At 68.8% G+C, this 22,582-nt stretch carries 17 protein-coding genes; 7 read left to right on the forward strand and 10 right to left on the reverse strand.

Annotated features, from left to right (window positions below; translation table 11 throughout):
• Nucleotides 1–246 precede the first annotated feature (246 nt).
• Together hemW and lepA are read right to left on the reverse strand one after the other, a co-directional pair.
• Nucleotides 247–1,473 (reverse strand): radical SAM family heme chaperone HemW, encoded by a 1,227-nt coding sequence (gene hemW / locus AAHA49_RS07060; RefSeq protein WP_342037774.1) that lies wholly within the window; start codon nt 1,471–1,473, stop codon nt 247–249.
• On the reverse strand, nt 1,474–3,342 hold the full coding sequence (gene lepA / locus AAHA49_RS07065; protein WP_339392786.1) for a translation elongation factor 4: 1,869 nt from the start codon (nt 3,340–3,342) through the stop codon (nt 1,474–1,476).
• Between the two features lie 190 nt (nt 3,343–3,532).
• Here lepA and AAHA49_RS07070 point away from each other — a divergent pair, with 190 nt between their 5' ends.
• Complete coding sequence (locus tag AAHA49_RS07070; protein ID WP_342037775.1) at nt 3,533–4,312, forward strand: endonuclease/exonuclease/phosphatase family protein; 780 nt, start codon at nt 3,533–3,535, stop codon at nt 4,310–4,312.
• A gap of 45 nt (nt 4,313–4,357) precedes the next feature.
• The gene (locus AAHA49_RS07075; protein WP_342037776.1) at nt 4,358–4,981 is read left to right on the forward strand and encodes a type II toxin-antitoxin system PemK/MazF family toxin; all 624 of its coding nucleotides are present in this window, start codon (nt 4,358–4,360) and stop codon (nt 4,979–4,981) included.
• Nucleotides 4,982–5,127: 146 nt separating this feature from the next.
• Here the strand turns inward: AAHA49_RS07075 and AAHA49_RS07080 are convergent, their stop codons facing one another.
• On the reverse strand, nt 5,128–6,462 hold the full coding sequence (locus AAHA49_RS07080) for an APC family permease (RefSeq protein WP_342037777.1): 1,335 nt from the start codon (nt 6,460–6,462) through the stop codon (nt 5,128–5,130).
• Between the two features lie 53 nt (nt 6,463–6,515).
• Here AAHA49_RS07080 and AAHA49_RS07085 point away from each other — a divergent pair, with 53 nt between their 5' ends.
• Nucleotides 6,516–7,475, forward strand: coding sequence for a GlxA family transcriptional regulator (locus tag AAHA49_RS07085; protein ID WP_342037778.1), 960 nt, complete (start codon nt 6,516–6,518; stop codon nt 7,473–7,475).
• Between the two features lie 225 nt (nt 7,476–7,700).
• Nucleotides 7,701–7,961, forward strand: a complete 261-nt coding sequence (rpsT, locus tag AAHA49_RS07090) for a 30S ribosomal protein S20 (protein ID WP_009377103.1) — start codon at nt 7,701–7,703, stop codon at nt 7,959–7,961.
• 143 nt (nt 7,962–8,104) lie between these two features.
• Here the strand turns inward: rpsT and holA are convergent, their stop codons facing one another.
• The 5 genes from holA to AAHA49_RS07115 form a co-directional block, all read right to left on the reverse strand.
• The gene (gene holA / locus AAHA49_RS07095) at nt 8,105–9,088 is read right to left on the reverse strand and encodes a DNA polymerase III subunit delta (protein ID WP_342037779.1); all 984 of its coding nucleotides are present in this window, start codon (nt 9,086–9,088) and stop codon (nt 8,105–8,107) included.
• 47 nt (nt 9,089–9,135) lie between these two features.
• Nucleotides 9,136–11,424, reverse strand: coding sequence for a ComEC/Rec2 family competence protein (locus AAHA49_RS07100; protein WP_342037780.1), 2,289 nt, complete (start codon nt 11,422–11,424; stop codon nt 9,136–9,138).
• Between the two features lie 94 nt (nt 11,425–11,518).
• Entirely contained in the window at nt 11,519–12,331 is an 813-nt protein-coding gene (locus tag AAHA49_RS07105) for a helix-hairpin-helix domain-containing protein (RefSeq protein WP_342037781.1), read from the reverse strand.
• Nucleotides 12,332–12,545: 214 nt separating this feature from the next.
• Complete coding sequence (locus tag AAHA49_RS07110) at nt 12,546–13,421, reverse strand: DegV family protein (protein WP_342037782.1); 876 nt, start codon at nt 13,419–13,421, stop codon at nt 12,546–12,548.
• Nucleotides 13,418–14,725: a UDP-glucose dehydrogenase family protein gene (locus AAHA49_RS07115; RefSeq protein WP_342037783.1), complete on the reverse strand. Its 1,308-nt coding sequence runs from the start codon at nt 14,723–14,725 to the stop codon at nt 13,418–13,420. The genes AAHA49_RS07110 and AAHA49_RS07115 overlap by 4 nt, the downstream gene beginning before the upstream one ends.
• Before the next feature lie 94 nt (nt 14,726–14,819).
• Between AAHA49_RS07115 and AAHA49_RS07120 the strand changes: the two genes are divergently transcribed.
• Entirely contained in the window at nt 14,820–15,515 is a 696-nt protein-coding gene (locus AAHA49_RS07120; RefSeq protein ID WP_342037784.1) for a hypothetical protein, read from the forward strand.
• Nucleotides 15,516–15,646: 131 nt separating this feature from the next.
• Here the strand turns inward: AAHA49_RS07120 and nadE are convergent, their stop codons facing one another.
• Both nadE and leuS read right to left on the reverse strand, forming a co-directional pair.
• The gene (gene nadE, locus AAHA49_RS07125; RefSeq protein ID WP_422614426.1) at nt 15,647–16,519 is read right to left on the reverse strand and encodes an ammonia-dependent NAD(+) synthetase; all 873 of its coding nucleotides are present in this window, start codon (nt 16,517–16,519) and stop codon (nt 15,647–15,649) included.
• Complete coding sequence (leuS, locus tag AAHA49_RS07130; protein WP_339392798.1) at nt 16,516–19,419, reverse strand: leucine--tRNA ligase; 2,904 nt, start codon at nt 19,417–19,419, stop codon at nt 16,516–16,518. The genes nadE and leuS overlap by 4 nt, the downstream gene beginning before the upstream one ends.
• 172 nt (nt 19,420–19,591) lie before the next feature.
• On the opposite strand from leuS, the gene AAHA49_RS07135 reads away from it, so the two are divergent.
• Together AAHA49_RS07135 and AAHA49_RS07140 are read left to right on the forward strand one after the other, a co-directional pair.
• The gene (locus tag AAHA49_RS07135; protein WP_339392799.1) at nt 19,592–21,400 is read left to right on the forward strand and encodes an AMP-dependent synthetase/ligase; all 1,809 of its coding nucleotides are present in this window, start codon (nt 19,592–19,594) and stop codon (nt 21,398–21,400) included.
• A gap of 122 nt (nt 21,401–21,522) precedes the next feature.
• Nucleotides 21,523–22,572 carry a glutathione S-transferase family protein gene (locus AAHA49_RS07140; RefSeq protein WP_339392800.1) on the forward strand — a complete coding sequence of 350 codons (1,050 nt, stop codon included), beginning with the start codon at nt 21,523–21,525 and terminating at the stop codon, nt 22,570–22,572.
• Nucleotides 22,573–22,582: the final 10 nt, after the last annotated feature.

The following is a 22,582-nucleotide window of genomic DNA, read 5'->3' on the forward strand; positions in this document are numbered from 1 at the left end:
AAGCGCGCGCCGACTACACCCTTCAGGCCGCGATCGCCGCCTGATCCACAAAGAGATCGTCTACGAAACTTGACACAGCCCAGTTCGCTGCCGGCTGGTCGGGCGTCGTTCGGCCCGGTCGCACCGCGGCCGTCGTCGGAACGGGGATCCTGCATCGCTCACCTCGCCGGGGTATCCGGTCGAACACAGTGTCAGCTGCGTCGATGACACTCCATCGCCACGCACACGATAGATGTAGTCAGAGTATCAGACGTAGTCGGTGAGCACCCGGACCATGTGATCGGCCATCAGCCGACCCTGCAGGGTCGGGGAGAACCGACCCTCGGCCATCGCCTCGGCGTCGAGGAGTCCCTGCTTGACGAACGTCCGGATCGCCGCTTCGCTGCCGGGGGCGAGCGAGTCGAGGGGCAGTTCGGAGTCGATGCGGGCTGCGAGCATGATCCGCTCGATCTCCCGGGTCGTCTCCGAGAGCACTTCGCGCCCGATCGCCGGGGAGTTCCCGCCGAGCAGCCGGTCGGACCAGGCACGCGGATGCTTCGCGTTCCAGAACCGCACACCTCCGATGTGGGAGTGCGCGCCCGGGCCGAAGCCCCACCAGTCGGCATTGCGCCAGTACGCCATGTTGTGCTCGCACCGGGTCTCCGGTGTCTTCGACCAGTTGCTCACTTCGTACCAGCGCAGACCGGCCGCGGTCATCGCGGCGTCGGCGATCTCGTACTTGTCGGCGAGGTCGTCCTCGTCGGGCATCGGCAGCTGCCCGCGCCGGACCATGGCCCCCATCTTCGTGCCCGGTTCGACGATGAGCGAATACGCCGAGACATGGTCGACATCGGCAGCCAGCGCCGAGTCCAGCGAGGCCCGCCAGTCGGCGATGGACTCCCCCGGGGTGCCGTAGATGAGGTCGAGGCTGAGTTCGAGGCCCGCCGCCTTCACCCAGCGTGCGACGTCGGGGATCTTCGCCGGATCGTGAGTGCGGTCGAGGGTCGCGAGCACATGCGGCACCGCCGACTGCATGCCCACCGAGATGCGGGTGAAGCCGGCACGGGCGAGCGTGTCGAGATACGCGGGATCGAGTGTGTCGGGATTCGCCTCGGTGGTCACCTCGACACCGGGACTCAGCCGGTAGCGGGCGCGGATGTCGTCCATGACCCCGGCGAGCACCTCGGCGGGCAGGAGCGTCGGAGTGCCTCCGCCGAAGAAGATCGTGCCGACCTCACGGTCCCCGGCCCCCACCTCGGCGAGGACCCGGGTCGAGAGATCGAGTTCCCGGGAGATCATCTCCCGGTAGTCCTCCCGGTTGGCTCCGGGACCGAGTTCATCGGCGGTGTAGGTGTTGAAGTCGCAGTACCCGCAGCGGACCCGACAGTACGGGACGTGGACGTAGAGGCTCAGCCCCTGCCCGTTCCCCGCTCCCGCCGAGGCGGGAAGGGAGCCGTCCAGGGGCGGAATCTCACCGATCGGCTGCTCCGGCACCTACTTCTTGGCGTCCTTCTTGTCCGGTTCGTCCGAGGACAGGGCTGCGATGAAGGCCTCCTGCGGCACCTCGACGCTGCCGACCATCTTCATCCGCTTCTTGCCCTCCTTCTGCTTCTCGAGCAGTTTGCGCTTACGGCTGATATCGCCGCCGTAGCACTTCGAGAGCACGTCCTTGCGGATCGCGCGGATCGTCTCGCGGGCGATGATGCGCGAGCCGATCGCGGCCTGGATCGGGACTTCGAACTGCTGGCGCGGGATGAGCCCGCGCAGCTTGCCGGCCATGAGCACACCGTACGAGTAGGCCTTGTCGCGGTGGACGATCGCGGAGAACGCATCGACCTGATCGCCGTGGAGGAGGATGTCGACCTTGACGAGGTCGGCGGCATCCATGCCGTCGTCGGCGTAGTCGAGGGAGGCATAGCCCTTCGTCCGGGACTTCAGCTGGTCGAAGAAGTCGAAGACGATCTCCGCGAGCGGCAGCCGGTAGCGGATCTCGACCCGGTCGGAGGAGAGGTAGTCCATGCCCTGGAGTTTGCCGCGACGGTCCTGGCACAGCTCCATGACCGCGCCGATGTAGTCGCTCGGGGTGAGGATCGTCGCCTTGACCATCGGCTCGCGGACCTCGCGGATCTTCCCGGTCGGGAACTCGCTCGGGTTCGTCACAACGACCTCGGAGCGGTCCTCGAGGGTGACGTCGTAGATCACGCTCGGGGCCGTGGAGATGAGGTCGAGGTCGAACTCGCGCTCAAGGCGTTCACGGACGATCTCGAGGTGGAGGAGACCCAGGAACCCGCAGCGGAAGCCGAAGCCGAGCGCCGTCGAGTTCTCGGGTTCGTAGACCAGGGCCGCGTCGTTGAGCTTGAGCTTGTCGAGCGCGTCGCGCAGCGCCGGATAGTCCGAACCGTCGATCGGGAAGAGCCCGGAGAAGACCATGGGCTTGGGCTCTTCGTAACCGGCGAGCGGTTCCTCGGCAGGGGCTGCGGTCGCGGTGACGGTGTCGCCGACCTTCGACTGGCGGACGTCCTTGACGCCGGTGATGAGGTAGCCGACCTCGCCGACGCCGAGTCCCTTCGTCGCATTCGGCTCCGGGGAGGACACGCCGATCTCGAGGAGCTCGTGGGTCGTGCCCGTCGACATCATCGTCACCTTCTGGCGCGGAGAGAGGTCGCCGTCGACGACGCGGACGTAGGTGACGACGCCGCGGTAGGTGTCGTAGACGGAGTCGAAGATCATCGCCCGTGCCGGGGCGTCGGCGTCGCCCACGGGGGCCGGGATGTCGGTGATGATCCGGTCGAGGACGCCTTCGACGCCCTCACCGGTCTTGCCGGAGACCCGCAGCACGTCCTCGGGGTCGGCGCCGATGAGGTTCGCGAGCTCCTCGGCGTACTTGTCCGGCTGCGCGGCGGGGAGGTCGATCTTGTTGAGCACGGGGATGATCGTGAGATCGTTCTCCATGGCCATGTAGAGGTTCGCGAGCGTCTGGGCTTCGATGCCCTGCGCGGAGTCGACGAGGAGGAGCGCACCCTCACAGGCGGCCAGCGACCGCGAGACCTCGTAGCTGAAGTCGACGTGGCCGGGGGTGTCGATCATGTTGAGCGCGTACGGGGTGCCGTCGGTCTCCCACGGCATGCGCACGGCCTGCGATTTGATCGTGATGCCGCGTTCGCGTTCGATGTCCATCCGGTCGAGGTACTGTGCGCGCATGTCGCGGGGCTGGACGACGCCGGTGATCTGGAGCATCCGGTCGGCCAGCGTCGACTTGCCGTGATCGATGTGGGCGATGATGCAGAAGTTGCGGATCAGCTCGGGTGAGGTCGCGGAGGGTGTGATCCGCTTCAGTGATTGCGCATTCACCTGAGGTGACATTGACGCCCTTTCTTCGTGTCGAACCGCCGGATCGGCCGAACCTCCATTGTTCCATGAAGTGCCCGGCGGGTCTCAATCCGCCGAGGCGGGGCGGGGTCGCGTGCGATCGGTCGTCCGCGCGTGGTCCGCCGCCCGTGGTCGTCCGCGCGTGGTCCGCCTGGTATCGCAGGCGATGCGCGATGATGGTCCTATGAGCGACTTCACCGTCATGAGCTTCAACCTCCGCTACCCGGCCCGCGACGGGCACCCCGTCGAGGCGCGGCTGCCCGTGGCCGCCGAGCTCATCACCGAAGCCCACCCGCACCTCATCGGCACGCAGGAGGGTGAGCTCGATCAGCTCGAGAAGCTCATCGAGCTCCTCCCCGACGAGTACATCTGGCTCGGCGAGGGGCACTCGGGCGGCAACGCCGGAGAGTTCACCGCCGTCATCTGCGACTCCTCCCGCTTCGAGGTCCAAGCCGTCGACATCAGCTGGCTGTCGGAGACCCCGGAGACCGTCGCCTCCGAATCGTGGGGAGTCTCCCATGCCCGGACGCTGACGACGGTCGACTTCACCGACCTCGAGGCCGGCCGGTCCCTGCGCCTGCTCAACACCCACCTCGACCACAAGTCCGAACGGGCGCGTCTCGAGTCCGCGAAGATCATGGCCGAGACCATCGCCGAGGTGGACGTCCCCAGCATCGTCACCGGCGACTTCAACGTCGCCACCGGGGCTCCCGTCTACGAGTACTTCGTCTCCGAGCTCGGTCTCACCGACACTGCCGCGAAAGTGCCCGGTGAGGACATCGGCACCTTCCACCGCTACAAGGGTCCGAAGGCCGGGGCGCCGCGCATCGACTGGATCCTCACGACACCGGGGATCGAGACGGTTGCGACCCGCATCGACACGTACAGTTCGGGCGGTACCTACCCCTCCGACCACTTCCCCGTCGAGGCCACCCTGCGCTGGAGCGAGGTCACCGGGGCGTGAGCCGCCTCGGGCAGAGCGTGGGCTGCGTCGACTAGGCTGACTGGCATGAGCTGGAGATCGATCGTCAACCGCGCCGTCCAGATCGGCGTGCGCGAGGGCATGAAGTTCCTCAGGGAATCACAGAGCAGGTCGCAGTCGCAGAAGGGGCCGAGCAGTGCCCCGGACTCTCGGGGCGCAGACCGCCCCTCCCCGCCGCGCACCCAGGGTCGGTCGTCCGACGGAAACGCGAGGACCACCTCGGCGAGGCAGGGCCGCCCGGATGCGAGCGGCGGGTATCCCGGCGACTACCGCGGTCCCGTGCGGGTCAGCTACTCCCCCGATCTCGACGGGGACGCCGATCCCGGAGAGGTCGTGTGGGGCTGGATCCCCTTCGAGGAGGACCACACACAGGGCAAGGACCGGCCCTCGCTGGTCATCGGCAAAGACGGGGCGTGGGTGCTCGTGCTCATGCTCACGAGCAAGGACCACATCCCCGGCGGCATCGGCGAGGTCCGCTCGGACAACGGCACCCGGTGGATGAACATCGGCAGCGGGGACTGGGATTCGCAGGGACGTCCCTCGGAGGTCCGACTCGACCGCATCATCCGGCTCGACCCGAACGGCATCCGCCGCGAAGGCGCGATCATGGACCGCGGGGTCTTCGCCCTCGTCGCCGCCGAATTCGACTGAGCAGACCGTTCACGACTGAGCAGTCCGATCACGGCTGAGCAGTCCGTTCACGACGGAGACGTCTGAACTGAACAGCGCAGTCCGATCAATAGCCCGAACTCGACTGCTCGGCCCGTTCGTGACGGCGCTCCGGTGCCTTCACCCCATCACTCGGCCTGCGGGTCACCCTGCGACCCGAGTCTCCGAGCCCTGCGCATCTGCAATCGACGCGTCGGCAATCGCCGACCCCGCAGCCCCCGCACCCGCAGACCCACCGCGACGACGGCGAACAGACCGACCGGCACGAGAAGATGCCAGCCGGCGAAGGGCACGGCGATGAGAAGGAGTGAGAACGCGAGGACAGCGACGAGGCGCGCCCTCCCGGTGAACGTCCTCATCGCGGCCGCCGTGCCGATGAGATAGGTCGCGAGCACGAGGACCGCGGGGATGAAGACGAGGTCCTCGGCACCCCAGCCGAACACCGCACACCCAATGAGTCCCGCCGCCCCGATGCCCGTGACGGTGAGCAGGGAGACCGCGGGCACACCTCGGCGATCGAGGACCGCCAACGATCGGGGTGCCCACCCGCGCTGGGCGAGCGAGAACCCCAGACGGGAGACCGACTGCGCGAAGGCGAGCGTCGTGCCGGTGCAGATGACGACCGCGGCCACAGCGACGACGGCCGCCGCCGCGATCCCCCAACCGGTCTCGACGATGAGCCCCAGGGAGATCCGGTCGACCGCAGCTCCCCCGTACGTGCCCGTGCCGACGACGGCCGTGGCGACGGAGAGGTAGAGCACGGTGACGATGAGGACCGTGAGCAGGGTCGCCCGCGGCAGGGTCGTGCGCACGTCCCTGAACTCGGCGGAGAGGTGCGCGATCGCCTCCCAGCCGGCGAACGCGAAGAAGAGGACGACGACGGCCTGCCCGACCCCGGCGATGCCTGCCGGGGCGAAGGGAGCGAACGCCGCGGGGTCGAACTGTCCGAGCGAGACGATGACGACGGTGACGAGGATCATAGCGACCCCGATCGCCAACCCCATCTGCACCCGCGCCCCGATCGCGACATCGGCCAGGGCCGCGGCCACGGCGAGGGCGAGGATGACGAGCCCGAAGACGGGGGCGGCGAACGGCGGGAGGCTCAGTGCTGCGGCGAGGTAGTAGCCGGCGGTCAGGGGGACGATCGTCTGGCCGACGGCGACGGCGATGAAGTACCACCAGCCGGCGGTCGCCCCCGCGACCGGTCCGAAGGCGCGTTCGGCGTAGCTCGCGACTCCCCCGGCGTCGGGGAAGCGGGAGGCGAGCCTGGCGAAGGTGAAGGCGAGGGGAATCCCGAGGAGGGCGCTGATCAGCCACGCGATGAGCGAGGCCGGTCCGGCGAGCGTCGCGACCTGGCCCGGCAGGACGAGGACGCCGGCGCCGAGGATCGCGCACGTGTAGAGCGCAACGCCCTGGCCGAGTCCGATGTGGGGCTGCACGCGGGAGGAGGTCTCAGTGGTCATGGATCCCAGTCAACTCTCGCCCGCCCCGCCTGCCCAGTGGCAGAATGGACGACATGCGCAAGAGTTCTGCCGCACATCGTGTCGTCCTCGCCCTCATGCCGGGTGCCCCGCTGTTCGAGCTCGCCGTGCCGTGCGAGGTCTTCGGCATCGCCCGGCCCGACATCGTCTCCCCGTGGTACGACTTCACCGTCGCCGCGACCGAACCCGACGCCGAGGTGGCCGCCGGTTTCGTCGCCGCCCGGGCTCGCGGGCTCGAGGCGATCGCCGAGGCGGACACCGTCATCGTCCCCGCGTGCACGAACGTCCACGTGTCGCAGCCGCCGGACCTCGTTGCGGCGGTCGCCGCGGCGCATGCGCGCGGGGCGAGGATCGCGGCGATCTGCTCGGGTGCGTTCGTCCTCGCCGAGGCGGGCATCCTCGACGGCAGGCGGGCGACGACCCATTGGATGCACGCAGACGAGTTCGCCCGCCGGTATCCCCGCGTCGAGGTCGATTCGAACGTCCTCTACACGTGCGACGGCACGGTCTTCACCTCGGCGGGGACGGCTGCGGGCATCGATCTGTGCCTCGAACTCGTGCGGCAGGATCATGGCACGGCTGCGGCGAATGCGGTGGCCAGGCGGATGGTCACTCCCCCGCACCGGGTCGCCGATCAGGCCCAGTACGCGCTCGGTCCCGTCCCGCAGGCGGCGGATGCCCCGCTCGGTGCGGTCACGGATTGGGCCAGGGACCACCTCGGCGAGTCGATCAGGGTCGCCGATCTCGCGGCCAGGGCGCATCTGAGTCAGCGGCAGCTCTCACGGAAGTTCCTCGAGGTCCACGGACTCCCGCCGGGTCAGTGGCTGGTGCGGGAGCGGATCCGACTGGCGCAGGAGCTCCTCGAGACGACGGGCGACAGCGTCGAAGCGATCGCGGTGCGCACAGGCTTCGCCACCGCGGCAGGGCTGCGGGCGGCGTTCGCCGCGCAGGTCCACGTCTCCCCGAGTGAGTACCGGCGGACCTGGGCGGCGTGACGGGCGATGAGGATCACCCTTCCTCGGGCAGGCGGCGATTATCGATGGGCACGGGCCCGCTGGTAGGATTGGGTCTCGTATCTTCATCATGGCGTGTGTCTCGCCGAGGTCGGGTGAAGATGCCATCCGCTGCGATGTCGTCGGAGTGTTTCCCCGCCGAGACGATACCTGTCGTACGGATGCGCCCTCACGACCATGCAGTACGAACACGAAAGAGTGTTGAAATTGGCTAATATCAAGTCCCAGATGAAGCGGATCAAGACCAACGAGAAGGCTCGCCTGCGCAACAAGGCAGTGCGTACCGAGGTTCGTGGCCTCGTCCGCAACGTCCGTGAGAGCATCGCCGCCGGCAACAAGGACGAGGCACAGCAGGCTTATGCTGTGGCCGCCCGGAAGCTCGACAAGGCTGTTTCGAAGGGTGTTCTGCACAAGAACAACGCTGCGAACCGCAAGTCGAAGCTGGCCAAGCAGATCAACGCTCTCTGAGTCGATGGCTTAAGGTTTGCCTGAAAGGGCCCGATCCGCCCAGCGGATCGGGCCCTTTCGTCATGTCCGGGCAGATTCTGCGGTGGGTGAGCGACGTCGCGGGTGCACGACTCAGCGCGCGCCCGCGCCAGCGCGGGCGGGACCTAGCGGGTGCGCGAGAGGCGGCAGACCTCGGAGACGAAGGACTCGACTGCGTAGACAGGGTCGCGCCCGCCGCCTTTGACGGCTTCGTCGGCCTCGGCGGCGGCGATGAGCGACTGGCCGAGTGCGACCTCGTTCCAGCGTCGGACCTCCCGGCGGGCGCGGTCGACCTGCCACGGTGCCATCTTCAGCTCGGAGGCGAGCTCACCGCTCGATCCGGAGAAGCCCTGCACCTTCGCCATGCCGCGCAGCTTCATCGCGACGGCGGCGACGAGCGGCACCGGGTCGGAGCCGGTCGACAGGGCATGCCGGAGCAGGCTGAGCGCGCTCTTCGCGTCCCCGGACACGGCGGCGTCGGCGACCTTGAAGCCGGTGGCTTCGACGCGTCCCCCGTAGTAGCGGTCGACGACGGTGTCGGTGATCGTGCCTTCGGTGTCCTCGATGAGCTGGTCGACGCCGGCGTTGAGTTCGGCAAGAACCGAGCCGAGAGCCGACATGAGCGCGGCCATCCCTGATTCGTCGATCTGCCGCTTCGCGGACTTGAACCGCGCCTGCGCGAACTTCGCCCGGTCGCTCTCGCTCTTGAGCACGGCGGCGTCGACGCGCGGGAACCCGGCGGCGTCGAGCTTCTTCACCAGCTTGGCCCCGCGGTTGCCGCCGCCGTGGAGGAGGAGGACGACGGCATCCTCGTTCGGAGCGTCGAGGTAGGCGAGCGCGTCCTCGAGGAACGCCTCGGAGCACTTCTCGACGGCGTCGACGACGATGAGCTTCGCGCTCGAGAACAGCGACGGCGAGGCCGCCATCTCGAGTTCCCCGCCCTGGTATGCGGCGGCATCGAACTCGACCTCCTCGGGGTCCTTCTTCCGGGCGGCGGAGACGATGCGGTCCTTGGCCATGCGCACGAGCACGGACTCACCGCCGGAGATCATCACGACGGGCGCGGGCTTCGCCGAGCTCCACGGGATGAGGGTCTTCTTCGCTGCCATGTCCCCAGCCTATCGTCCGCCCGGGACACGGGGATGCGCGGTGCCGCTCAACGTTCGCATCCGCGGGCCGTGCTGTACCGACCCTCGGCGTAGAGGGCGATCGTCCCGCACAGGTCCGTGCGCAGCACCGGCACCGGGCCGAAGGCGGACAGCGACTCCTCCGTCGGGTGCCCGTACCGGTTCTCCCCGACGGAGACGGCGCCGAGGCGAGCGCCTGCTCCCCGGTAGAAGTCCTCCGAGAGATCACCCGAACCGTGGTGGGGTGCGACGAGCACATCGACCGGTTGCAGGCTCTGTGCGAGCACGGTCTGTTCCTCCTCGCCGATGTCGCCGGGCAGGAGGACGCTCAGCCTGGCGAGGTCGATGCGCAGGACGACCGAATCCTCGTTCCGCGCGGCCGTCCCCGCCGAGGCGTCTCGCGGTGCACCCGGCCGCGTGCCCGCTCCCGCCGAGGTGTCTCCGGGGACACCTGCACCGGTACCCAGGCCCGACCCGACCGCTCCTGCAGGCGCACGGCCTCCGGGCGGCCACAGCACCTCGGCCTGCACCCCGCCGAGATCGATTCCGTCTCCTCGGGAGAGGGGAACCACCTCGGCGCCGGTGTCCCGGACGATCTGTGCGACCTCGGGACCGCCGGCGGCGTTGGCGGAGACCAGCAGCCGTCGCAGGGACCGCGACCATGTCGTCCCCGCATACCCACCGCTGTGGTCGGCGTCGAAATGGGAGATGACGAGGTCGAACTCCGTGATCCCGCTGCCGTCGAGGCACTCGTCGACCGGTGCCGGTTCTTTGCCCGCATCGACGACGAGCCCCCGTCCCCCGCCGAGGTTGACGACCGCAGCCGAGCCCTGACCGACATCGCAGACGAGCACGAGCCAGTCACGGGCAGGCCCCTTCGGACTGCCCGTGACGACGACCACCGCGCCGAGGGCGACCGCGAGGACGATGACCGGCAGCCCCCACAGCCGACGCCGCACGAGCAGGACGATGCCCGCGGTGAGGACGGCGAGGAGGACGAGTGCGATGATCGACCCCTGCGGCGGGTCCGGCCACGCCAGGGACGCTCCCGGCAGTCGCGCGCACACCCGGGCGACGGCCACGATCCACCATGCGCACAGGGATCCCAGCCAGGCCGCGGCATCGGCGAGGATGGGCAGCCAGGGAAGGCCGAGCAGCCCGAGACCGCTGCACACGAGCGAGACGAACCCAGTGATCGTCGCCGGCAGCACAGCCGGCGAGGCCAGGGCGTTCGCGACGACGGACCACCCGCCGATCCGCGGGTCGATGGCCACGAGCACCGGGGTGCACGCAAGTTGCGCAATGAGCGGGACGACGAGGGCGGTGAGCAGGATGCTCGGCACCCGCGGCCAGTGCACGTTGAGCCGTCTGAGCAGGGCCGGGACGGCGAACATGATCGCGCACGTCGAGATCACCGAAAGCGCGAACCCGACGGAGGCGGCGAGCATCGGCAGTGCCGTGAGCAGGAGGCTGACAGTGCCGGCGATGACGGCGACCGGGGCGATCCCGCCCCCGCGGAGGAAGACGACGGCGACCGCGACGGCCATGCCGGCAGCCCTGATCGCACTCGGTTCGACGCCGACGACGAAGACGTAGCCGAGGCACGTGAGCACCCCGACACTCACCCGGGTGCGCGGTCCCGCACGGCAGGCACCGGCAAGCAGTCCCGCGCCGAGGCTGACGATCGTCACGTTGGTCCCCGAGACCGCGGAGACGTGGGTGAGGGAGACGGTGCGCATGTCCTCGACCATCTGCGCATCCTGTGGCGCGGTGTCGCCGATGACGAGCCCGGGCAGCAGGGCTCCCCCGTCGTGTCCGACGGCCGTCGAGTCGGCCCGGAAGCGTTCACGCAGCTGCGCCCGCCACTGCCAGATGCGGTTGGGGGCGCGGATCACCGCCGGCTCACTGCGGCTGATGCGGATGCGGTCGAGGCGGTCGGTGCGCATGCGCACGTGCGCTCCCGCCGGCGGGGTGCCCGGGGAGAGGACTTCGGTGAGTCCGCCCGGGGTGAGCAGTGTCAGCCGTGACCACCCCGAAGGCCCGGGCTGGGTGGAGCCGATGACGATCCCCGTCGTCTCCGCCGGGCCGTCGGGTCCGCGGGCCGCGGTGAGGGACGTGAGCTGGATGCTCGCGAGGCATGCGAAGACGATGAGGCCGACGCCGAGGTGGTGGCGGGTGCGCAGGAGCAGGAACCCGATGAGGCCGACGACCGGGGTGAGCAGCAGTGCCGAGGGTCCGGGGGCGAGCAGCGCGAGCGCCCACAGTCCCGCGGCGCAGGCGACGAGTCGCACGGACCCCGGCCACAGCGTCCCGGTCATCTTCGCCCAGTCGAGGGCAGCACGCCGGCAGCGCCGCAGTGTCGAGCCGAGGTCTGACCCCCTCCCACCGTCGGCTGACCGCAGGGTTCGCCGCTCACCCGACCGTGACACGGTCCTTGAGGCTTTCGAAGGTCTTCGGGCCGATGCCCTTGACGAGGAGGAGGTCGTCGATGCTCGTGAACGGGGTCGCCTCCCGGTAGGCGATGATCGCCTCCGCGGTGACGGGGCCGACACCGGGCAGGGTCTGCAGGGTCGCGGAGTCGGCGGTGTTGAGGTCGATTTTGGCACCCGACTCCCCCGGCCCGGCGGTCGATCCCTGGGAGCTGTCCGCATCGTTGCCCTCCCCCGGCGGACCCCCTCCCGAGGAGTCGGGTGCGGGGCCGGTCGGTGCCGGAGGGGGCGGGCTCTCACCGACGGCCGGAATACGGATCTGCTCGCCATCGGCGAGGACGCGGGCGAGATTGACCGCCTCGGCGTCCGCGTCGGGCGTCAGTCCGCCGGCGGCCTCGACCGCGTCGCGCACGCGTGACCCGCCGGTCAGGGTGACGACCGAGGGGTTCTCGACCTCCCCCGTGACGTGGACGACGACCTCAGCGGTCGGCGGCGCCCCGTCCGCTGCGGCCTCGGCGCGTGCGCCGGTCGATGCCCCGGCGGCCTCGGGTTCGGCAGGCTGCGATGTCGGGGCCTGTTCGGTCTCCGCCGGACGGAAGACGTAGAACGCGAGGCCGAGCACGGCGATGGCGGCGATCGCCAAGGCGATGAGCACGGGCAGGCGGACGCGTCGGGGTTCGACGGGTTCCTCCTCACCCGAAGCATCGCAGGTGACGACGTCACCGGGCACCCAGCCGCCGCGTTCGGCGCTCGAGGTGAGGAGACCGGCGAACCTGTCGTCAGGAGACACAGCCATGCGCGCACGCTAGGCCTCCCGCTCTCGCCATCGCCAGTGCCCGGAAGGGGCCTGTGGAAACCGGGTGAGCGTCCACAGGCTCTGAGCACACGAGTGGACCCGTCATGCACAGGCGCGTGCACTCGAGTGCCGACGATCGCTGAGCCGGGCTCACCCCGACACGGTCACCACGTTGGGCAACCTCCCCGCCCGCGCAGCAACTTCCGAGACGCCCTCAGGGCGTGGTCTGCACCGTGATGCCCAGCGTGCCCGGACCGACGTGAGCGGTGATGATGGGTGAGAGCGTGCGGAAGCTCGGCGACAGACCCCGTTCGTTGAGCTTCTCCTGGAGAGTGAGGACATCGGCGTCGTCGGGGCGGCCGTCGGCCTGCTGGATCTCGACCTCGAGGCTGCGGTCGTCCGCGCTCAGGTCTGCGGCCGCCTCGGCGGCGATGAGGCTCATCCGCTCGAGCGCCTTCGCGCGGGTGCGCACGCGCGCGATCGGGGTGACGACCCCGCCGGTCAGACCGAGCACCGGGACGATCTGCAGGGCCCGACCGAGCAGGGAGGACGCGGCGCCGATCCGGCCACCGCGGCGCAGATGTTCGAGGTTGTGCGGGGCGAAGACGGTCATCGTCTCCGCCGCACACCAGTCGGCGACGGTGCCGGCGATCGAGGCGGCGTCCTCACCTTGGGCGATCCCCGCCGCTGCGACGTCGACGGCCCCGGCCAGTCCCGCCGAGGTGGTGCGGGAGTCGACGACATCGATGAGCACCGGCCGGTCGGCGGCCGCGGAGACCGCGGAATCACGAGTGCCGGAGAGTTCCCCGGACATCGTCACGACGATGATCGCCTCGGCGCCGTGGTCGATGAGGTCTGCGTAGGCGGCGGCGAACTGTCCGGGGGTCGCCATCGAGGTGCTCACCTCGGCGCCCTCATCCATCGCCCGGCACAGCTCGTCGACGTCGAGGTCGCCGTCGGTGAAGGACTCACCGGCGATGAGCACGGTGAGCGGGACGACGCGGAAGAGGCCGCCGGCGGTCTCTTCCAGCCGGGCGACCTCCTCGGCGCGCAGCTGCGCCGTGGAATCGGTGACGAGGCCGATCCTCACGGACGCCCCAGCGCCCGATACGTCCATCCCGCCGCACGCCACTGCTGCGGATCGAGGACGTTGCGCCCGTCGACGAGCACCCGGCCGGAAACCAACCCCGCGACCGCCGTCGGGTCGAGGTCCCGGTACTCCTTCCACTCCGTGAGCAGGAGCACCGCGTCGGCCCCCGTGAGCGCCTCGGTCGTGTCGGTGACGAAGGTGAGCTCCGGGAACGCCCGGGAGGCGTTGGCCACGGCCTCGGGGTCGGTGACCGTGACGACCCCGCCCTGCGTGCCGATGAGCCGAGCCACCGCGAGCGCCGGCGAGTCCCGGACGTCGTCGCTGTCGGGTTTGAACGCAGCACCGAGGATCGTCACCTTCTTCCCGATGAACGACCCGCCCAGTGCCTCCCGGGCGATGTCGACCATCCGCACCCGGCGGCGCATGTTGATCGAGTCGATCTCCTTGAGGAACGCGACCGCCTGATCGGCGCCGAGCTCCCCGGCCCGGGCCATGAACGCGCGAATGTCCTTGGGCAGGCAGCCGCCGCCGAACCCGAGGCCGGCGTTGAGGAACTTCCGCCCGATCCGGTCATCCATCCCGATCGCATCGGCGAGCATCGTGACATCGGCCCCGGAGGCCTCGCAGAGTTCGGCCATCGCGTTGATGAAGGAGATCTTCGTCGCGAGGAACGAGTTCGCCGCAGTCTTGACGAGCTCCGCGGTCGCGTAGTCCGCGACGAGTCGCGGCGTGTCGGCGGCGAGCATCGGGGCGTAGACCTCGTCGAGGGCCTCAGTCGCCGTCTCACCGGCATCGCCGTCGGGCACACCGTAGACGAGGCGGTTGGGGTGGAGGGTGTCCTCGACGGCGTGTCCCTCGCGGAGGAACTCGGGGTTCCACATGAGCACTGCCCCGGACGGCTGGAGGAGTCCGGCCAGTCGGGCGGCGGTGCCGACCGGGACCGTAGACTTGCCGACGACGACGGCACCCGGGCTCAAGTACGGGAGGAGGGAATCCACAGCCGAATCGACATAAGTGACGTCGGCGGCGAACTCCCCGGGCTTCTGCGGGGTGCCCACGCACACGAAGTGCACGCGCGCCTCGGCGGCATCGGCGATGTCGGTGGTGAAGTCGAGGCTGCCCTTGTCCTGGGCGCCCAGCAGGAGGTCGGCGAGGCCGGGTTCGAAGAACGGGGGCCTGCCTGCGCGCAGGGCCGCGATCTTCGCCTCGTCGACGTCGACGCCGACGACCTCGTGGCCAAGAGAGGCCATCGCCGCCGCGTGCACGGCTCCCAGATACCCACAACCGATGACCGAGACCTTCACCCGCACACTCCCCGCTTCGTCAGAGCAATTTCACGCACACTATATGCCACCTGCTTGCACGATATATGGAGGCAGAAACAGTACGCTTGGATTCGTGAAGCGTTTCCTCGATTTCCTCACCAATTCGACGGCTGCGGTGGTCCTCTCGGCCCTCGTCGTCGTCGGACTCGTCCTCCTCCTCATCCCCCCGCTCCACCCGTTCGCGTGGGTGATCGGCATCTTCGTGTGCCTCGGCGCGGCCGCTGCCCTGCTCATCTTCCACGGCGAATGGCGTCAGTCGCAGACCCAGATCGATTCCCTGCGCCAGGCCCTGAGCACCGAACGCGGGCGCCTCGACGCCGTGGGGCTGACCCCCGTCGACGAGGAGGTCGCCCAGATCCCCGACGAAACCCGCGCGCAGCGGATCCTCGCGCTCCTGCCCGACGAGGACGGACTCGTCCAGTCACTGCGCCTCGATGCGACGTTCGGCACGCTCGCCGTCGACGAGCTCGCCCCTCTGCACACGTTCCGTGAGGAGTTCGCGAAGTCGAGCTTCGACAACCCCCGTTCGCACACCGCGTTCATGAACCTCTACCGGGCCGCCGAGGCGCTGTCGATCTGGGTGAACGAGGAGACGCGGGCCCTGTCCGACGACGACACGCAGCGCGAGATCCGGCCCGGCGACACGCGCGAGGGCGGCTGGCGCGAGTACACCGAGGCGCGCAGCCGCGGTGAGGGCCTCGGCGACCGCTTCGTCTCCGCCCGCTGGGAGTTCAAGCAGACCGCGCTCGAGCTCGGCCTCGTCGCCTGAGACGAGCGCCGTCAAGGCATTAGCCGTCGGGGCAGCCCGACTGCACCTTGACGCACAAGCCCACAATCACAGACGACCCCGGCCATGTGGCCGGGGTCGTCTGCTCAGAGCGGAGATCCGTCGCGAGTTCTTCAGTGCCGGATCCACCAGTCGTCAGTGGGGGTGACCGGGGTGCGCCGTTTGTGCTCGGTCGCCCGGTAGCGGGCGATGATCCGGCCGGCGACCGCCTCGGCGACGGGCTTGCCCTCGAGGAAGTCGTCGATCTCCTCGTAGCTCAGCCCCAACGACGACTCGTCGGTCTGCCCGGGATCCTCGTCGAGGAGGTCCGCGGTCGGGGTCTTCGTCGTCAGATGCTCGGGCGCGCCGAGGTGGCGCAGCAGAGCCCGACCCTGCCGTTTGCTCAGACCCGAGAGCGGGATGACGTCGGCGGCACCGTCGCCGAACTTCGTGAAGAACCCGGTGACCGCCTCGGCGGCATGGTCGGTGCCGACGACGAGGAGGCGCTTCTCCCCCGCGATCTCGAACTGGGCGACCATCCGCAGGCGGGCCTTGACGTTGCCCTTCCCGAAGTCGGACAGGGCCTCGCCCATCGCCGCCCGGTACTCCTCGGCGGCCGCATCGGTGGCGGCGCCGATGTTGAACACGACCTCATGGTCGGCGTCGATGAAGGCCAGCGCATCCTGGGCATCGGCCTCATCGGCCTGCACGTGATGCGGCAGGCGCACCGCCCAGAACTCGGCCTTCGCACCGCGCCTGCGCAGATCCTCGACGGCGAGCTGGCAGAGCCTGCCGGCCAGGGTCGAATCCTGACCGCCGCTGATGCCGAGGACGAGTCCGTGCACGCCGGTGGTCAGCACGTAGTCGACGAGGAACTCGACCCGCTTCCTCACCTCGGTCGCCGGATCGATGACCGGGCGCACGCCGAGGGCGCTGCGGATCTCGTCCTGGACGGCGTCGTGTGTGCTCACGTCTGGGCCCTTCCGGATCGGGGAGGTGGGGATCATGCGTCGGGGACGATGTTGACGAGCTTCGGCGCCTTGACGATGACCTTGCGGATCCCGGCGCCGTCGAGGGCGCGCTGGACGTTCGGCGACTCGAGAGCGAGCGCCTCGAGTTCGTCGGCCCCGATGTCGGGGGCGACCTCGAGGCGGGCGCGGACCTTGCCCTTGACCTGGACGACGGCGGTGACGGTGTCGGCGACGAGATGCGCGGGGTCGGCCTCGGGGAAGTCGACGTAGGTGATCGACGACTCGTGCCCCAGCCGCTTCCACAGCTCTTCGGCCAGGTGCGGGGCGAAGGGCGAGAGCATGATCGCCAGCGGCTCAAGGACATCCGCCGTGGCATCACCCTGCTTCGTCAGGTGGTTGGTGAGCACGATCAGCTTCGAGATCGCCGTGTTGAACCGCAGGTGGTCCATGTCGTCGCGGACACCCGCGATGACCTGGTGCGCGACCTTGAGGGTCTCATCGTCGGCCGTGCCGGAGGCGATGACCGATTCACCGGTGGACTCGTCGACGAAGAGGCGCCACACCCGTTGGAGGAAGCGCTGCGCACCGACAACGGCGCGGGTCTCCCACGGCCGGTCCTGTTCGATGGGACCCATCGACATCTCGTAGACGCGAAACGTGTCGGCCCCGTAGGCGTCGTACATCTCATCGGGCATGACGGAGTTCTTCAGGGACTTACCGATCTTGCCGTACTCACGGATGACCTGTTCGCCCTCGTACCAGAACGTCAGCTCACCGTCGGCCTCGACGCGCTCCTCCACCTCGGCGGCGGGAACGTAGACGCCGCGGGCATCCGTGTACGCGTAGGCCTGGATGTAGCCCTGGTTGACGAGACGGTGGAACGGCTCGGACGAGCTGAGGTAGCCGAGGTCGTGGAGGACCTTGTGCCAGAAGCGCGCGTAGAGGAGGTGGAGCACCGCGTGCTCCTGGCCGCCGACGTAGAGATCGGCGCCGCCGCGCGGCTTCGATTCCCGCGGACCCAGCCAGTACTCCTCGTTGACGGGGTCGACCACCGCGGTCTCGTTGTGCGGGTCGGCGTAGCGCAGCTGGTACCACGAGGATCCCGCCCAGTTGGGCATCGTGTTCGTCTCGCGGAAGTACGTGCGCGGGCCGTCGCCGAGGTCGAGTTCGACCTCGACCCAGTCGCGGTTGCGGCCCAGCGCCGGCTCCGGCTGGGAGTCCGCGTCGTCGGGGGCGAAGGTGCGGGGAGCGAAGTTGTCGACCTCGGGCAGTTCGACGGGCAGCATCTCATCGGGCAGCGCGATCGGGGTGCCGGTCTCGTCGTAGACGATCGGGAACGGCTCGCCCCAGTAGCGCTGCCGGGAGAACAGCCAGTCGCGCAGTCGGTACTGCGTCGACTCCTCGGCCAGGCCCTTGTCGGACAGCCACGCCGTGACGCGGGCCTTCGCCTCGTCGACGGCAAGCCCATTGACATCGACCTCGGCGTTGGCCGAATTGATCATCACGCCGGACCCCGTGTACGGGGTGTCCTCGTCGTGATCGGCCGGCGGCTGCACGGTGCGCACATAGGGCAGACCGAAGGCCTTCGCAAACTCCCAGTCACGGGCGTCCTCGGCCGGCACGGCCATGATCGCGCCGGTGCCGTAGCCCATGAGGACGTAGTCGGCGACGAAGATCGGGATCTGCTGCCCGGTGGCCGGGTTCGTCGCATACGACCCGGTGAAGATGCCCGTCTTCTCCTTCGACTGCTGCCGGTCGGCGTCGGTCTTGGCCGCAGCCGTGCGCTGGTAGGCGGCGATTGCCTCGGCGGGGCTCACCTCACCGCCGCGCCACGCCTCCGGTGTCGCAGGATCCCAGGCGTCGGCCGTGAGTTCTGAGACCTGCGGGTGCTCGGGGCTGAGCACGAGGTAGGTCGCACCGAAGAGCGTGTCGGGTCGGGTCGTGTAGACCTCGACGGCGGATTCGCCTCCGGCCACGGGCAGGCGCAGCAGGGCGCCCTTGGACCGGCCGATCCAGTTGACCTGCATGCGGTGGACGGCACTGGGCCAGTCGAGGGCGTCGAGGTCGTCGATGAGACGGTCGGCATACGCCGTGATCCGCATGTTCCACTGGCGCAGGGTGCGGGTGTAGACGGGGTAGTTGCCGCGTTCGGACAGGCCTTCGGCGGTGACCTCCTCGTTCGCGAGCACGGTGCCGAGTCCCGGCGCCCAGTTGACCGGTGATTCGGAGACGTAGGCCAGGCGGAACTCCTGGAGGATCGCCTCGTGTTCGGCGGGGCTGAGCTCCGCCCACTCCCGACCGTCGGGGGTGCGGCGCTGACCCGAGGCGAACTGCTCGATGAGCGTGGAGATCGGCCGGGCGGCACCGCGGCTGTCCTCGCCCGGGGTCGTCGCCTCCGGGTCGTACCAGGAGTTGAAGATCTGGAGGAAGATCCACTGCGTCCACTTGACGAAGTCGTCGTCGGTCGTCGCGAAGCTGCGGCGTTCGTCGTGGGCGAGGCCGAGCCGGCGCAGCTGGCCCTTCATGTTCGCCATGTTCGCATCCGTGGTGATGCGCGGATGCTGTCCGGTCTGGACTGCGTAGAGGTCGGCGGGCAGACCGAAGGCGTCATAGGACAGGGCATGCATGACGTTGCGGCCGCGCATGCGCTGATAGCGGCCGTAGACATCGGTGCCGAGGTAGCCCAGCGGGTGACCGACGTGGAGTCCCGCCCCCGAGGGGTAGGGGAACATGTCCATGATGTAGAGCGATTCCCGCTCGCCGAGGTCGTCAGGCGGCCCGTACGAGGAACCCTCGAGGTCCTGGCTGAGGTCACCGGTGGGGTTGGGCGTGTGGAATGTGCCCGCCTGCTCCCACGTGTTCTGCCAGGACGTCTCGATCTTCTCCGCCAGCTCCGCGTCGTAGCGGAAGCCCGGATCCTCAGGGTTCGTCGTCATTACCAACCTTTAACAGACTTGAAGTTTGGTCCATCGTAGCCTGCGCGATCAGCCCATCGATTTGGCTAGACTGCTGATGAGACCTCGCAGGCCGGAAAAGTGAGCGATTTCACTACTGAACGATCGCACACTAAGATCACTGGGCAGTAACTTATGTCCCGAAGGAGTACACATGAGCGCATCGACAATGCCCCAGTCATCCACTCCGGTCGTCGGGTTCGAGGTGGACACCGAGTCATCGACGACCGACGTCCTGCTCCGACGGCTGGACTCCCATCCCGATCATCCCGCGCTCGCGAAGCCCGCGGGCGAGAGCTGGTCCGAGGTCTCGACCGCTGACTTCGTCGATCAGGTCCGGGCGGCGGCCAAGGGGCTCATCGCCGCAGGCGTCGGCTTCGAGGACAAGGTGGCGATCTTCGGTCCCACCTCGTATGACTGGACGCTGTCGGACTATGCCGTGTGGTTCGCCGGCGCGATCTCCGTCCCCTTCTACGACACGTCCTCTCAAGATCAGCTCGCGTGGATGCTTGAGAACGCCGAGGTGTCCAGCGGCCTCGTCGCGACGAAGGAGCATGCCGAACGCGTTCGGGACGCCGCCGCGGTCGCCGGGCTCCCCGTTCCGCAGCTGTGGATCTGGGACGACGGCGCCTTCCTTGACCTCGCCGCCGCCGGCGAGGGGATCAGCGACGCCGATCTCGAGGCTCGCCGCGCCCAGGTGGGCAGCGAATCGATCGCGACGATCATCTTCACCTCCGGCACCACCGGTCGGCCCAAGGGCTGCGTGCTCACGCACGCGAACTTCGTCCAGACCGCGCAGGCCGCCGAACACCAGATCCCCGAGGTCACCGGCGAGGACGGCCGCTGCCTCCTCTTCCTCCCGCAGGCGCACGTCTTCGCCCGCTTCATCGAGGTCCTCTCCGTGTCAACGGGCGCTCTGCTCGCCCACCAGTCGGATCTCACGAAGCTCACCGACGCCCTCGGCAGCTTCAAGCCGACGTTCATCCTCGGCGTCCCCCGTGTCTTCGAGAAGGTCTTCAACTCCGCCCTGGCGAAGGCCCAGGCCGGAGGCAAGGAGAAGATCTTCCGCCGCGCCGAGAAGGTCGCCGTCGCGTATTCGAAGGCCCTCGACGCAGGCAAAGTGCCGGCGTCCCTGCGCATCCAGCACGCGCTGTTCGACAAGCTCGTCTACAGCAAGCTGCGCGAGATCATGGGCGGCAACGTCAAGTGGGCGGTCTCCGGCGGCGGTCCGCTCGGCACCCACCTCGGCCACTTCTACCGCGGCATCGGCCTCATCGTCTTAGAAGGCTACGGGCTGACGGAGACGACGGCGCCGATCACGGTCAACGTCGTGAAGAACTCGAAGATCGGCACCGTCGGCGTCCCCCTGCCCGGTGCGACCGTGGCGATCGCCCCCGACGGAGAGATCCTGGCCAAGGGGGTGCCCGTGTTCCGGGAGTACTGGAAGAACCCGGAGGCCACGGCCAAGGAGTTCCACGACGACTGGTTCGCCACCGGCGACCTCGGCTCCCTCGACGAGGACGGCTACCTGAGCATCGTCGGACGCAAGAAGGAGCTCATCGTCACCTCGAGCGGGAAGAACATCGCCCCCGCTCCCCTCGAGGACGCGCTGCGCCGGCACCCGATCATCGGCCAGCCGGTCCTCGTCGGCGACAACCGCAAGTACATCACCGCGCTCATCTTCCTCGACCCGGAGATGCTGCCGACATGGCTGAAGAACCACGACCTGCCCCCGATGACCCTCAAGGAGGCCGCGGCCGACGAGACGGTGAGGGCGACGATCGAGAAGGCCGTCGAACGGGTCAACCGCACGGTCTCCCGAGCCGAGGGGATCAAGAAGTTCCGGATCGTCCCCGTCGAACTCAGCGAGGCCAACGGCTACCTCTCGGCCAAGCAGTCGGTCAAGCGCCACATGCTGGGCAAGGACTTCGCCGACGAGATCGAGGCCCTCTACGCCGACTGAACGGTGCGCTCTCCGGCAGACTGAGTAGTATAGATTTCAACCATCGGTGCGGTTCGGCCGCCGGCTCCCCTCCGGCGACCGGCCCCCACCGAGGGCTCAGTCGCAACAGAGAGGACATCCCCATGTCGAAGGACACCGAGACCACTGACACCTCCGGCTCGTACGTCGAGAAGGGTCAGGAATTCAACCGCGACACCAACTACATCGAGGACCGCATCCTCGACGATCCGGACGCTCAGTGGCCGGTCGAACCCGGCCGCTACCGTCTCATCGCCGCCCGCGCCTGCCCGTGGGCCAACCGCACCGTCATCGTCCGCAGGCTGCTCGGACTCGAGGACGTCATCTCGCTCGGGATGCCCGGGCCCACCCATGACCAGCGGTCGTGGACCTTCGACCTCGACCCCGGCGGGGTCGATCCCGTCCTCGGGATCGAACGCCTCCAGCAGGCGTTCTTCAAACGCTATCCCGACTACCCGCGCGGCATCACGGTGCCCGCAATCGTCGACGTCCCCTCCGGCGTGGTGGTGACGAACGACTTCGCGCAGATCACCGAGGACTTCTCGACCCAGTGGACGGCCTACCACAGGGACGGTGCGCCGAACCTGTGGCCCGAGGAGTCACGGGACGAGATGGAGTCCCTCATGCGGATGATCTACACGGAGATCAACAACGGCGTCTACCGGTCGGGCTTCGCCGGTTCGCAGGAGGCCTATGAGAAGGCCTTCGACCGTCTCTTCACGGCTCTCGACACCGTCGAGGAGCGGCTGGCGACGCGGCGTTACCTCATGGGTGAGTCGATCACCGAGGCCGATGTGCGCCTCTTCACGACGCTCGCACGCTTCGACCCCGTCTACTACGGGCATTTCAAGGCCAACCGGACGGCTCTGCGCGACTTCCCGAACCTCTGGGGCTACGCCCGCGACCTCTACCAGACGCCGGGGTTCGGCGACACGATCGACTTCCGCCAGATCAAGGACCACTACTACATCGTCCACAAGGACGTGAATCCCACGGGAATCGTTCCCGTCGGGCCGGACCTCTCCGGATGGCTGAGCCCGCACTGTCGTGAGGAGCTCGGCGGTTCGCCGTTCGGCGACGGCACCGCCCCCGGTCCCGTCGCCGCGGGCGAGGAGGTTCCCTTCGAGAGCACCGCGGCGGCCTGGGTGAAGTGAGAGACCCCGC

This window comes from Brevibacterium ammoniilyticum (genome assembly GCF_038429965.1).
In the GTDB taxonomy this organism is placed as follows: domain Bacteria; phylum Actinomycetota; class Actinomycetes; order Actinomycetales; family Brevibacteriaceae; genus Brevibacterium; species Brevibacterium ammoniilyticum.